Source organism: Pantoea cypripedii (assembly GCF_011395035.1).
Classification (GTDB): domain Bacteria; phylum Pseudomonadota; class Gammaproteobacteria; order Enterobacterales; family Enterobacteriaceae; genus Pantoea; species Pantoea cypripedii_A.
Genome location: NZ_CP024768.1, coordinates 4,168,322 through 4,180,618, shown reverse-complemented (window position 1 = coordinate 4,180,618; position 12,297 = coordinate 4,168,322). Strand labels below are relative to the sequence as shown.

The 12,297-nt window shown below is 51.7% G+C and carries 13 protein-coding genes; 7 read left to right on the top strand and 6 right to left on the bottom strand.

Translation table 11 applies throughout. The features are described 5' to 3' along the window. Positions 1–4 precede the first annotated feature (4 nt). Entirely contained in the window at positions 5–826 is an 822-nt protein-coding gene (gene cysE / locus CUN67_RS19545; RefSeq protein ID WP_208716909.1) for a serine O-acetyltransferase, read from the top strand. On the opposite strand, the gene trmL is transcribed toward cysE, so the two are convergent. The 3 genes from trmL to cpxR are packed head-to-tail and all read right to left on the bottom strand — an operon-like array spanning position 823 to position 3,403. Further along, a complete protein-coding gene (trmL, locus tag CUN67_RS19540; RefSeq protein WP_208716908.1) occupies positions 823–1,296 on the bottom strand; it encodes a tRNA (uridine(34)/cytosine(34)/5-carboxymethylaminomethyluridine(34)-2'-O)-methyltransferase TrmL in 474 nt (157 codons plus the stop codon). The two genes, cysE and trmL, sit on opposite strands and share 4 nt — an antisense overlap. A 35-nt stretch (positions 1,297–1,331) precedes the next feature. Further along, positions 1,332–2,708 (bottom strand): envelope stress sensor histidine kinase CpxA, encoded by a 1,377-nt coding sequence (gene cpxA / locus CUN67_RS19535; protein ID WP_084877911.1) that lies wholly within the window; start codon positions 2,706–2,708, stop codon positions 1,332–1,334. After that, positions 2,705–3,403 carry an envelope stress response regulator transcription factor CpxR gene (gene cpxR / locus CUN67_RS19530; RefSeq protein ID WP_084877909.1) on the bottom strand — a complete coding sequence of 233 codons (699 nt, stop codon included), beginning with the start codon at positions 3,401–3,403 and terminating at the stop codon, positions 2,705–2,707. Before cpxR ends, cpxA begins: the two co-directional genes overlap by 4 nt. Positions 3,404–3,553: 150 nt before the next feature. On the opposite strand from cpxR, the gene cpxP reads away from it, so the two are divergent. From cpxP to CUN67_RS19500, 6 genes are all read left to right on the top strand, one after another. Beyond that, on the top strand, positions 3,554–4,066 hold the full coding sequence (gene cpxP / locus CUN67_RS19525) for a cell-envelope stress modulator CpxP (protein ID WP_208716907.1): 513 nt from the start codon (positions 3,554–3,556) through the stop codon (positions 4,064–4,066). 349 nt (positions 4,067–4,415) lie between these two features. After that, positions 4,416–5,615, top strand: coding sequence for an anthrax toxin-like adenylyl cyclase domain-containing protein (locus CUN67_RS19520; protein ID WP_208716906.1), 1,200 nt, complete (start codon positions 4,416–4,418; stop codon positions 5,613–5,615). A 190-nt stretch (positions 5,616–5,805) separates the two neighbouring features. Beyond that, the gene (gene fieF / locus CUN67_RS19515) at positions 5,806–6,708 is read left to right on the top strand and encodes a CDF family cation-efflux transporter FieF (RefSeq protein WP_208716905.1); all 903 of its coding nucleotides are present in this window, start codon (positions 5,806–5,808) and stop codon (positions 6,706–6,708) included. Between the two features lie 208 nt (positions 6,709–6,916). Further along, positions 6,917–7,879, top strand: a complete 963-nt coding sequence (pfkA, locus tag CUN67_RS19510; RefSeq protein ID WP_208716904.1) for a 6-phosphofructokinase — start codon at positions 6,917–6,919, stop codon at positions 7,877–7,879. 145 nt (positions 7,880–8,024) lie between these two features. Then, positions 8,025–9,014 (top strand): sulfate ABC transporter substrate-binding protein, encoded by a 990-nt coding sequence (locus CUN67_RS19505; RefSeq protein ID WP_084877896.1) that lies wholly within the window; start codon positions 8,025–8,027, stop codon positions 9,012–9,014. Between the two features lie 129 nt (positions 9,015–9,143). Next, a complete protein-coding gene (locus CUN67_RS19500) occupies positions 9,144–9,899 on the top strand; it encodes a CDP-diacylglycerol diphosphatase (RefSeq protein ID WP_208717275.1) in 756 nt (251 codons plus the stop codon). A gap of 41 nt (positions 9,900–9,940) precedes the next feature. On the opposite strand, the gene tpiA is transcribed toward CUN67_RS19500, so the two are convergent. The 3 genes from tpiA to fpr all read right to left on the bottom strand — a co-directional run bounded on the left by tpiA (position 9,941) and on the right by fpr (position 12,239). After that, positions 9,941–10,708 (bottom strand): triose-phosphate isomerase, encoded by a 768-nt coding sequence (gene tpiA, locus CUN67_RS19495; RefSeq protein ID WP_208716903.1) that lies wholly within the window; start codon positions 10,706–10,708, stop codon positions 9,941–9,943. A 121-nt stretch (positions 10,709–10,829) separates the two neighbouring features. Further along, the gene (locus CUN67_RS19490; protein ID WP_208716902.1) at positions 10,830–11,420 is read right to left on the bottom strand and encodes a YiiQ family protein; all 591 of its coding nucleotides are present in this window, start codon (positions 11,418–11,420) and stop codon (positions 10,830–10,832) included. Between the two features lie 72 nt (positions 11,421–11,492). Further along, the gene (fpr, locus tag CUN67_RS19485) at positions 11,493–12,239 is read right to left on the bottom strand and encodes a ferredoxin--NADP(+) reductase (protein ID WP_208716901.1); all 747 of its coding nucleotides are present in this window, start codon (positions 12,237–12,239) and stop codon (positions 11,493–11,495) included. Positions 12,240–12,297 lie beyond the last annotated feature (58 nt).

The following is a 12,297-nucleotide window of genomic DNA, read 5'->3' as shown; positions in this document are numbered from 1 at the left end:
AGCAATGTCGTCTGAAGAGTTAGAACTGGTCTGGAATAATATTAAAGCGGAAGCCCGGGCGCTGGCCGACTGCGAGCCGATGCTGGCCAGTTTTTTCCATGCGACATTGCTCAAGCACGAAAACCTGGGCAGTGCGCTCAGCTACATGCTGGCAAACAAGCTGGCTAACCCGATTATGCCTGCCATCGCCATTCGTGAAATCGTTGAAGAAGCCTACCGTGAAGACCCTTCAATGATCGTTTCTGCAGCCTATGATATTCAGGCGGTGCGCCAGCGTGACCCGGCAGTCGATAAATATTCCACGCCTCTGCTGTATCTGAAGGGTTTTCATGCCTTGCAGGCGTATCGTATTGGTCACTGGCTGTGGAAGGAAGGTCGCCGCGCATTGGCGGTTTACCTGCAAAACGAAATCTCGGTCTCATTTGCCGTGGATATTCACCCGGCTGCGCGTATTGGTCATGGCATCATGCTCGACCATGCCACCGGCATCGTGATCGGTGAAACGGCCATCGTGGAAAACGATGTTTCTATCCTGCAAAACGTCACCCTGGGTGGTACCGGTAAAACCAGTGGTGATCGTCATCCGAAGATCCGTGAAGGGGTGATGATTGGCGCGGGTTCAAAAATCCTTGGCAATATCGAAGTGGGGCGTGGCGCAAAAATTGGTGCCGGTTCCGTGGTTCTTCAACCGGTGCCGCCGCATACCACGGCAGCAGGCGTACCGGCACGCATTGTCGGTAAACCTGCCAGCGATAAACCCTCAATGGATATGGATCAGCACTTTAATGGCACCGTTCCTGGCTTTGAGTTCGGTGACGGCATCTAGCTCTTGATCAGCGCGCCAGCATAATCAAGCTGGCGCCACGCTTCGTACACCACGACCGAAACCGCATTTGACAGGTTCATACTGCGGCTTTCAGGCATCATCGGAATACGAATCTTTTGCTCGGGCGGCAACGCGTTAAGAATCTCTGCGGGCAGCCCCCGGCTTTCCGGACCAAACACCAGATAATCACCCGCCTGATAACGCACCGCGCTATGCGCCGGGGTGCCTTTGGTGGTGAGCGCAAACAACCGCTGTGGTGCCTCTGCTGCAATAAATGCCGCATAGTTAGCGTGATGCCTGATGGCGGTAAATTCGTGGTAATCCAGCCCGGCGCGACGCAAACGTTTATCGTCCCAGGCAAAACCCAGGGGTTCAATCAGGTGCAACTGAAAGCCGGTATTGGCACAGAGACGGATGATATTGCCGGTATTAGGCGGAATTTCAGGTTCAAATAAAACGATGTTAAGCATAAGGCCCCCGGAAACGAGGGCCGAAGCATAACAAATTATTGCCGGGCGGAGTACAACGGCAACCAGAGGGTCAGACGCAGGCCACCGAGCGGGCTGTCATCGGCTTTCACCCAACCGCGATGTTGTTGAACCGCAGTTTCGACAATCGCCAGTCCCAGGCCGGTACCGCCAGATTCGCGATCGCGTGCTTCATCAGTACGGTAGAACGGGCGGAAAATCTGCTCACGATCTTCCGGGCTGACGCCTGGACCATCATCATCCACATGCACGGTGATGCCTTCGATATCCACCGAGAAGCTGACGCTGATATGTGTGTGTGAATAACGCAGTGCATTGCGCACGATGTTTTCCAGCGCACTCTCCAGCGCGTGTGGGTTGCCATATAACGGCCAGGGACCCGGCGGATAAGGGACATCCATGCGTTTGCCCATCTGCTCGGCTTCGAATTTGGCATCTTCCAGCACGCCATTCCACAGATGATTGGCCTTCATCGCTTCGCTGACCAGCGCATTTTTATGCTGAGTGCGTGACAGCACCAGCAAGTCGTTGATCATACCGTCCAGTCGTTGGGCTTCCGTTTCAATACGCTCCAGCTCTTTGCCTTCACCCTGACGACGACGCAGCAGCGCGGTGGCTAACTGTAAACGGGTGAGGGGGGTACGTAACTCATGGCTGATATCCGACAGCAGGCGTTGCTGTGCTGTCATCATGCGTTCGAGCGCACTCACCATCTGGTTGAAACTTGAGCCAGCAGCAAGAAACTCCTGTGGTCCTGATTCCAGTTCCGGGTGTTGCCGCAAATTACCGCTCGCCACCTCATCGGCGGCGTGTTTAAGTTTGCGTGCCGGACGCGCCAGGCTCCATGCCAGCCACAATAACAGCGGGGAGCTGATCAGCATGGTGACGATGAGGAGCAGTAAGGGTCGGTCAAACAGCAGGTTGACGAAGTCAAGTTGTGAGCTGGTGGCCGGACGGATCAGGTAAAGCTGGTAGTTATCTTCGCCATCGCGCACGGCAAAGGGCCCCACCATCTCTACCCGGCCATATTTTTTCTTCTGCGGATGATCGGCATTGTCAGACTGGCCAATAAAGTTGCGGATAACCTGCATTTCATTGTGCTGGGCGCCAATGACGCGCCCTTCGCTGGTCACCAGCAACAATCGCTGTCCTGGCGGAGCCCATTTCTCAATCGCGCGAAATAACCGACGCCACCACATCAAATCGTTGGGCGGGTCCTGCGCCAGTTCGGCTTCAACATGCTGCTCGATCATGATGCCCTGCCGCTGTTCACTTTCCAGCAGCGAGGTCATCTGACGAGAGTCGAGTTTTGGCACCATCAACACCAACATCAACACCAACGCCAGGGTAAGCCAGAAGATGGCGAAGATGCGGGTAGTCAAACTTCCAATCATGATGCCGAAACCATCAGGTAGCCACGTCCGCGCAGAGTTTTAAACCACGGATGACCATCACGACGTTCCGGTAATTTACGACGCAGGTTTGAGATATGCATATCGATGGCACGGTCAAAGGGTGTCAGACGCTTGCCCAGCACTTCCTGGCTGAGATGTTCGCGTGATACCACCTGGCCAAGATGCTGTGCCAGCAGATAAAGCAGGGTGAATTCCGTGCCGGTCAGATCCAGGGTTTCATTATCGAAGCTGGCTTCCTGGCGGCCGGGGTTAAGTCGCAAGCAATCCACTTCCAGCGTGGGTGAACTGTTGTCGTGCTGCTGCTGTTGCTCACTCCAGTTGGAACGACGCAGAATGGCACGAATACGCGCGACCAACTCGCGATCGTTAAAAGGTTTTGGCAGATAGTCATCCGCGCCCAATTCAAGGCCAAGGACGCGATCCAGCTCGCTGCCGCGTGCAGTCAACATGATCACCGGTGTCTGGTGTTGTTGACGTAACTCTTTCAGGGTATCGATACCGTTCTTTTTCGGCATCATGACATCAAGCAGTAACAGGTCAACGGTGTTGTCCAGCAGGTTGAGTGCCTGCTCGCCATCGCTGGCGACAATCACTTCAAAACCTTCCATTTCAAGCAGTTCTTTAAGCAGCGAAGTCAATTCGCGGTCATCATCAACCAACAGGATCTTATTCATTTTTTATTGCCCTCCGCAGGCAAAATACCGTGTTCCCATATCGTCAATCCAACGCTTTACGTAGTTTTACACCCCCTGACGGATGTTTGCAGCTGTCGCCGTACACTAGTCCTCGTTGAATCGCAAAACGGAACAAACTGGGAGTAAACGATGCGCAACTTAACCGCCGTCGTCATTGCCTCAGCGATGGTTCTCAGTCACGCCAGCGCAGGAGCAGCAGACACGACGACGATTGACGAGATGCATCATAATGGCGGATTGACGACAGGCAGTATGACTCAAAATCCGCAAAGCCACATGTTTGATGGCATTGAACTTACTGAGCATCAGCGGCAACAAATGCGAGACCTGATGCAGCAAGCGCGACTCGAACGTCCCGCCGTCAGCGTTCAGGATATAGAAACTATGCATGACCTGGTCATTGCAGACAAATTTAACGAATCCGCCATCCGCCTGCAGGCAGAGAAAATTGCTCAGGCACAGGTCGAACAAAGTGTTGTGATGGCTCGGGTTCGTAATCAGATGTACCACCTGCTAACGCCTGCACAGCAAGCGACATTGCAGAAGAATTATGAGCGGCGCCTCAATGAAATGCGCAGGCTCTCAGAATTGCAGCCATCATCACCGCTGCAAGCAGTGAGTAGTACCAGCAGTAACCAGTAACATAGTATCCCTGTTTTCCTTGCCATAGACACCATCCCTGTCTTCCCCGCCATGATGGCGGGGTTTTTTTTATCAAAAAATCACAACAACAGAACCCGCTGATGAGCTTTAGCCATCAACCAATGAGAGCTGGCCGGAAACAACCGAAAAAAGATCGTGCTGTGGATGTTGTTGCGCGCGGGTACCATTTTTTACCTGTAGGAAACTTGATCTGTAACGCTGGAAAGCGGCGTGAATCTTACTGGGTGTACGAAATTCGAAAGTTTTTTCATAAAAACATAAGGACGATACTTTCAGATAACAGACAATTCTATCTTGCCAATACGCATTGATGACAAAAAGGAAGGGTATGCCAATAAATATACCTCAATTACATTCTCCCTGGCCTGCACCATCGACCCACTCATCATCTTCAGCGGAGTCATTACCCAAACAGCAGGTGGAAAACCTGGCTGAAGTTATAGATCTGTGCAAAAAAGAAAGTATAGGTATAGTGCCGATACATCTGATTAAGTTGCAACATCTATCTCAGAAGACGAATACTATAATTAGCATTCGCCCAGTTGATATGATGGCAACGGAACTCATCGAAAATGGATATCCAACCAAAGGGTTCCTCATAAAGGGAAAAAGCGCTAACTGGGGTCCGCAAACATCTTTTATATGTGTTAAACAGGGGCTAAGCAAGCTTGCCGATCGACCAGATAAACAAGAAAGATTTAATAAAGAAGTACAAGATTGCTTGAGCAAAGGTTATGCTAATAAAGTTGTATTAGAAATAACAAAGACGAGGCTGGATTTACTCGTCGAGAATAATTATATAAAAAATATAAAATATGGTGCCAACCGTCAACCTCTTGAGATAGAGGCCAGTACGCCAGAAGGCGTCATGCATAAGTTTGAGCTGGCACCCGGATCTGATAAAGGGGTCTGGCAGGTTATCTACAACGGCGAACCTGTTGAAGTTTTAGCCCCGGCTGGTTCAGGTCACAAACCTTTTACCGCCGATTATGACCTTTTTATGATTGCTCCGGCATTTGAGGAGTATGGAGTTGAAGATACATTATCTGTGCATGATGTATCTCATCATATATTTAAAGAGAGAATGGATAGTTATATAACCTCTCATGAAAAACTACCCGGTAAATTAAAGGGTGAATATTTAGATGAAGATGAGTTTTATGCGCAGGTAGATAAGGAGGTTGGTAATGTATCGATGCGTATTCGCAATATGATATCCAGTATTAATGAGCATCTGGTCGGCAACGGTGAGCCGGTTGTGCATCATAGTACCGACACCTGTAATCCCTATACAGATATTGAAGCAAACTTCCCAGCAGTCTTTACCCTGCCTAAAGGTTTTGGAGGGTTTGACGAAATATGTGTGGTGAGGAATGTGGAGGAATTAAAATCTTTCGCTCAGAAAGCCAAAGACGAAGGTTATTATGTGCCACTAAATCCAGTCTGGGATAAAGAAATAACGAATATTCGGTCTTCCAGATTTATGGATGCGAAAAATATTGCAATCCGGCTTTGGAAGCAGAGATAACCATTAAGTCTCAGGCTGTTAGCCAGGTCTTTCCTGCCATCATGTCTGTTCTGCCGCAAGATACGAAAAATAGCGGTTTTTCATTGTCGCTGGCAACGCCAGCCAGGCAGCGTTTACCCGCTAATGATAAACTTGAGCCATTCTGAGATGAAACGGGCGCATCATCGAACGTGTCCGAAGAGGCTATGGCATGGAACACTCCTATGCAAAGCTGGTGAGCCGTGCAGCGCTGTCTGCCACGGTGCTGGCATCGTTATTGTTAATTGTTAAAATTTTTGCCTGGTGGTACACCGGTTCGGTCAGTGTGCTGGCGGGGTTGGTGGATTCACTGGTGGATATCGCCGCTTCGCTGACCAATTTGCTGGTGGTACGGTACGCGTTACAACCTGCGGATGCTGATCATACTTTCGGTCACGGTAAGGCTGAATCTCTGGCGGCTCTGGCGCAAAGTATGTTTATTTCCGGATCGGCGTTGTTCCTGTTTCTTACCGGTATTCAGCAGCTTGCTTCTCCCGAAATTCTGCGTGCTCCGCTGGTCGGTATCGTGGTCACGGTGATTGCGCTCTGTTCCACGCTGGTTCTGGTCACTTTTCAGCGCTGGGTGGTACGGCACACCCGTAGCCAGGCGATTCGAGCGGATATGCTACATTACCAATCCGATGTGATCATGAACGGTGCCATTCTGGTTGCGCTCGGCCTGAGCAGTTATGGTTTTTCCCGCGCCGATGCATTATTCGCCTTAGGGATAGGCGTTTATATCCTGTATAACGCGCTGCGCATGGGCTATGAGGCGGTACAGGCACTGCTGGATCGCGCTTTACCGGAAGAGGAGCGTCAGGCGATTATTGATTTGATCGCCAACTGGCCGGGCGTCAGAGGGGCACATGACTTACGCACCCGGCAGTCTGGTCCGACGCGCTTTATCCAGCTACATCTGGAAATGGACGATCATCTGCCGCTGGTGCAGGCACACAAGGTGGCCGATCAAATTGAACAGGCGTTACGCAGCAAGTTTCCTGGCTCCGATGTCATCATCCATCAGGACCCCTGCTCAGTCGTGCCAGAAAATCAGCAGGGTTTTTTCCAGTTTTAATAGTTTTAAATCATCGTGTTGCGGGATAAAAATGACGGAACGCTAACAACTCTGTAAAAAAATAGCGAAAACTTGTCTGACCTGAATCAATTCAGCAATCAGCCTTTGATATACTATCTCTCAACTATAAGGCCGTGCGATCGCGAGCTGGTCTCCGCGGGGGCACTGGCGGGAATAATCCTTAGTTTTGAACAATCCAGAGGTTGTCATGATCAAAAAAATCGGAGTACTGACCAGCGGCGGCGACGCCCCAGGCATGAACGCAGCCATTCGCGGAGTTGTACGTTCCGCGCTGAGTGAAGGACTTGAAGTTTTTGGTATCTACGACGGCTATCTGGGGCTATATGAAGACCGTATGATCAACCTCGATCGCTACAGCGTATCGGACATGATCAACCGCGGAGGTACCTTCCTGGGTTCTGCGCGTTTCCCTGAATTCCGTAATGAAGAAGTTCGCCAGGTTGCCATCGAAAATATGCAAAAGCGCGGTATTGATGCGCTGGTGGTCATTGGTGGTGACGGTTCTTACATGGGGGCTAAACGCCTGACAGAAATGGGTTTCCCATGCATTGGCTTACCGGGCACCATCGATAACGACGTGGCCGGTACCGACTATACCATCGGTTACTTCACTGCGCTGGAAACTGTGGTGGAGGCGATTGACCGCCTGCGTGACACTTCTTCTTCACATCAGCGTATTTCCATCGTCGAAGTGATGGGACGCTACTGCGGCGATCTGACGCTGGCAGCGGCAATTGCTGGCGGCTGTGAATTCATCGTGCTGCCGGAAATTCCTTATACCCGTGAAGAACTGGTTTCCGAGATCAAAGCCGGTATCGCCAAAGGTAAAAAACACGCCATCGTGGCCATCACTGAGCATATTTGTGATATCGACGATCTGGCGCATTACATCGAAGCTGAAACCAAACGCGAAACCCGTGCCACCGTTCTGGGTCACATTCAGCGTGGTGGTGCGCCTTGTGCGTATGACCGCATCCTGGCTTCACGCATGGGGGCTTACTCCATTGAACTGCTGCTGCAGGGCTACGGTGGACGTTGCGTGGGTATCCAGAATGAGAAGATGGTGCACCACGACATTATCGACGCCATCGAAAATATGAAACGTCCGTTCAAACGCGATTGGCTGGATACCGCGAAAAAACTCTACTAAATCAGCAAAATCAAGGCGCGTCATGTAACGCGCCTTTTTTATGCCTGCTCATATTCTCTCCGGTTATAACAGCTTATTTTTAATTCTTTAATCTGTGGATTAGTTTGTGTCAGTCTTGTTCTATAACGACTTCGGAGAGCAAGCAATGAACAAGTGGACTATTGGTGTCACCCTGTTACTGGCTTCAACCAGTGTTTTGGCAAAGGATATTCAGCTGTTAAACGTGTCTTACGATCCGACGCGTGAACTTTATGAGCAGTACAACAAAGCCTTCAGCGCCCATTACAAACAGGAAACCGGGGATAACGTGGTGATCCGCCAGTCACACGGGGGTTCAGGTAAACAGGCCACCTCGGTGATCAATGGTATCCGTGCGGATGTGGTGACGCTGGCGTTGCAGTCTGACGTTGATGCCATTGCTGAGCGCGGTCGTATTGATAAAAACTGGATCAAACGTCTGCCTGATAACTCCGCACCTTACACCTCCACCATTGTATTCCTCGTGCGTAAAGGTAACCCGAAAGGTATCCACGACTGGGGTGACCTGATTAAACCGGGTGTATCAGTGATTACGCCAAATCCGAAGACATCTGGCGGTGCGCGCTGGAACTATCTGGCTGCCTGGGGCTGGGCGCTGGATCAAAATAACGGTGATCAGGCCAAAGCCGAGGCCTACGTCAAAGCGCTGTTTAAGAATGTTGAAGTGCAGGATTCTGGTGCGCGTGGTGCCACCAACACCTTCGTAGAACGTGGCATTGGTGATGTGCTGATTGCGTGGGAAAATGAAGCGTACCTGGCGGTTAACAAGCTGGGTAAAGACAAGTTTGAAATCATCACACCAAGTGAATCAATTCTTGCCGAACCGACGGTGGCAGTGGTTGATAAAGTGGTCGATGAACGCGGCACCCGCAAAGTCGCAGAGGATTATCTGAAGTACCTCTATTCACCGGAAGGGCAAACCATTGCTGCGGAAAACTTCTATCGTCCGCGTGATGAAGCGGTGGCGAAGAAATTTGCCAGCACCTTTGCGCCGGTAAAACTGTTCACTATCGACAGCAAATTTGGCGGCTGGGCGCAGGCGCAGAAAACCCACTTTGCAGATGGCGGCACTTACGATCAGGTTATGAAACCGTAATCGTTCTGCCATCAAAGTATCACGGCCAGCCTTTGCTGGCCGTTTTGCGTTATTACGCGGCAAAAGTCCGTGACATTCATCATCTGCCAGGCGAGGATGCTGGCAGATGATGAACCGAGGGACCACGCTATGCAGGGCAGCCGTCGTACCCTGAGTCTGATTACCTTTTTGCTTGCACTGTTGATTGTCGGCTTACTACTGGCCGCATTGCACTTCCAGAAAAACTCCAATGCCTTGTGGCAAATTATCAGCGAGAAGTGCCTGCCTGGCATGACGCAACGAGGCGATCCTGCCCCTTGTCAGCGGGTGGATTCGGCAAAAGGCTACGTCACGCTGAAGGATCTCAACGGTCCGTTACAGTATCTGCTGATGCCCATCGAAAAAATCACCGGTATGGAAAGCCCGATTTTGCTGCATCCGGCGACACCGAATTTGTTCGCGGATGCCTGGCAGGAGCGGAGTTTACTGGCGCAGCGTCGCGGTAAGCCGATTGACGATACTGCGCTATCACTGGCGATCAATTCACAATATGCCCGCTCGCAAAATCAGCTGCATATCCATATCTCCTGTCTGCGGCCGGATGTGCGTCAGCGCCTGAATGCTCTGGCCCCGCAACTCAGCGAGCAATGGCAAAGTGAAACGCTGCAAAAACATCGTTATCAGATACGCACCCTGACAGAGGCGCAGCTGGCGCAGCAAAGCGTTTTTATTCGTCTGGCAGCAGAAGTCCCTGATGCACGTAGCGAGATGGGGAAATACGGGATGGCGCTGGCAGCGTTGCCGGATGGTCGTCTGGCGCTGATGGCGATTGAACGTAACTGGGTCAAACTGGAAAGCGGTTCGGCAGAAGAGTTGCAGGATCATCGCTGCCAGATTTTGCAATAAAAAAGGCGGCTGTTAAGCCGCCTCGTCACGTATCAGAACGATTACGCGTTTTTCGCTGCGGCTGCGGCTTTTACAATCACGGCAAAGGCATCCGCTTTCAGTGACGCACCGCCCACCAGCGCACCGTCAATGTCTGGCTGAGTAAACAGTTCTGCGGCGTTTTTGTCATTAACGGAACCGCCGTACTGAATGATAACCTGAGCAGCGACTGCGGCATCTTTCTTCGCGATATGATCACGAATGAATTTATGCACGGCCTGAGCCTGCGCAGGCGTTGCTGACTTGCCAGTACCAATCGCCCATACCGGTTCGTAGGCAATCACGGCACCCTGGAAGGCTTCGGCACCCTGAGTTTCCAGCACGGCGTCGAGTTGACGAGCACAAACTTCTTCGGTTTTACCCGCTTCGTTTTCTGCTTCGGTTTCACCAATACAGAGTACCGGCACCAGGCCAGCAGCCTTCAGCACAGCGTATTTCTTCGCGATAAATTCGTCGCTTTCTTTATGATAAGTACGACGCTCAGAGTGACCGATGATGATGTATTTGGCGCCGATATCTTTCAGCATGTCAGCTGAAGTTTCGCCGGTGAAAGCGCCAGACAGATTGACGTCGACGTTCTGAGCACCCAGTGCAATGTGGCTACCGGAAATGGCATGTTTTGCCTGAGCAAGATAGAGTGCCGGCGGAGCAATCGCCACACCGCAGCCTTCAACACCAGACAGTTCTTTGCGCAAACCTGCGATCAGCTCGTCCGTCATGTGCTTGCTGCCGTTCAGTTTCCAGTTACCCATAACCAGTGGATGTCGCATTCTTTCCTCCGCATAACGCGATTCATGAAATAGCGCTGCTCAAAGGCAGCGATGTCTGCCAGACAGTATAGAGATCAAATATGCCGCTGGCTTTGCTTTTCGTCATTTTTGCCGGGGGTGATCAGGGCGTCGCAAGCGCCAGTTTGATCGGCTCTACGGCAAAGGTCAGACCCTTATCACCGTTGTCCGCGACCACAAAACGCAGCGCCCCTTCATTACGGGAAAAATAGCGTGAACCCTTGCCTGCGCTGAGCAGGGAATCGAGCTTTTTACGCCCGTCTTCTGGCGATAATCCCGGCGAGAAAAAGCGCAGCAGGGCGGTCATGTAAGCCATCGCCTTATCCTGGGCGTTCTTCTCATCCGGACCCGGCACCGGCAGCCAGGTGATCTGTAACGTTTTGATTTTACCGGTACCTTGCTCCAGCGCCGTAGAGGCATACAGGGTTTCGTTGATTTTGCTGGCAGCACGCGTCAGGTTACTTTTATCGTCCTGATTATCGATGGCACGATATTCCATCAGCGGTAGGTCAGGATTGGCGGCATTGTACTTTTCACGAAACTGCGCAATGGTCATATCAAAGGTGGGCGCACCGGGCAGTAAATAAGGGGCCGCAGGCAGATGCTCGCTGCGATCCTGCGGGGGTGCGTCTTCCGCCCAGACGGGAAATGTCAGTGCGAGGCTGAGTAGCAACGCGCCTGGCAGATTCTTCATTGCTTCGGTCCTAACCAATAACGTAGTCAACGATTAGAACGGTTTTTACCAGCGAAAGTCAAAACCCACCGCTTACCAGTAATGTTCACTGCTCATATGTCCGGGTTTGCGTTTGAAATGCTTCCGCATGCCGCGGTTATCTTTCAGCAATTGCTGGGTATCGCGCACCATTTGTGGATTGCCGCACAACATGATGTGGCTGGTAGCCGCGTCCATCGCTAGCCCAACCGCCTGCTCCAGTGCGCCACTTTCGATAAGCGCAGGAACTCGGCCATGCAGCGAGCCAGCGATCTCCTCACGGCTGACTATGGTCTGAATATGCAGTTTCCCCTGATAACGCTGTTGTAATTGCTGCATCAGTGGCAGGAAGCTGAGGTCGGCAGCATAACGCGCAGCATGGACCAGCACGATATTGTCAAAACGTTCCAGGCCGTCCTCTTGTTGCAGAATAGAAAGATAGGGACCAATGGCGGTGCCGGTAGCCAGCATCCACAGCGTCTGGCAATCAGGAATTTCATCCAGCACAAAAAAACCGGCCGCCTCTTTCGTCACCATTACCTGATCACCCGGACGCAGCGCCTGTAACCGCGGGCTGAGCTTGCCTTCCGGCACCGTAACCAGATAGAACTCCAGCAGCGGGTCCTGTGGTGCATTGACGTAGGAATAGGCGCGCTGCACGCGTTCGCCGTCGATTTCCAGCGCCAGCTTGGCAAATTGCCCGGCCATAAAGGGATCGATGGGGGCCTGCACGCGCAGGCTGAACAGGGCATCGGTCCAGTTTTTTACCTCTTTCACTTCAGCATTGACCCACTCCGCCATGTTCACTCCTTATTGTTGATTTTTCAGGCATGTCACTATCTTCGTCAGCCGTCGGGAA

Excerpts from the sequence above, each read along its gene's own strand:
- cysE (WP_208716909.1), top strand. The coding sequence starts at position 5 with ATGTCGTCTGAAGAGTTAGAACTGGTCTGGAATAATATTAAAGCGGAA.
- trmL (WP_208716908.1), bottom strand. The coding sequence starts at position 1,296 with ATGCTTAACATCGTTTTATTTGAACCTGAAATTCCGCCTAATACCGGC.
- cpxA (WP_084877911.1), bottom strand. The coding sequence starts at position 2,708 with ATGATTGGAAGTTTGACTACCCGCATCTTCGCCATCTTCTGGCTTACC.
- cpxR (WP_084877909.1), bottom strand. The coding sequence starts at position 3,403 with ATGAATAAGATCCTGTTGGTTGATGATGACCGCGAATTGACTTCGCTG.
- cpxP (WP_208716907.1), top strand. The coding sequence starts at position 3,554 with ATGCGCAACTTAACCGCCGTCGTCATTGCCTCAGCGATGGTTCTCAGT.
- CUN67_RS19520 (WP_208716906.1), top strand. The coding sequence starts at position 4,416 with ATGCCAATAAATATACCTCAATTACATTCTCCCTGGCCTGCACCATCG.
- fieF (WP_208716905.1), top strand. The coding sequence starts at position 5,806 with ATGGAACACTCCTATGCAAAGCTGGTGAGCCGTGCAGCGCTGTCTGCC.
- pfkA (WP_208716904.1), top strand. The coding sequence starts at position 6,917 with ATGATCAAAAAAATCGGAGTACTGACCAGCGGCGGCGACGCCCCAGGC.
- CUN67_RS19505 (WP_084877896.1), top strand. The coding sequence starts at position 8,025 with ATGAACAAGTGGACTATTGGTGTCACCCTGTTACTGGCTTCAACCAGT.
- CUN67_RS19500 (WP_208717275.1), top strand. The coding sequence starts at position 9,144 with ATGCAGGGCAGCCGTCGTACCCTGAGTCTGATTACCTTTTTGCTTGCA.
- tpiA (WP_208716903.1), bottom strand. The coding sequence starts at position 10,708 with ATGCGACATCCACTGGTTATGGGTAACTGGAAACTGAACGGCAGCAAG.
- CUN67_RS19490 (WP_208716902.1), bottom strand. The coding sequence starts at position 11,420 with ATGAAGAATCTGCCAGGCGCGTTGCTACTCAGCCTCGCACTGACATTT.
- fpr (WP_208716901.1), bottom strand. The coding sequence starts at position 12,239 with ATGGCGGAGTGGGTCAATGCTGAAGTGAAAGAGGTAAAAAACTGGACC.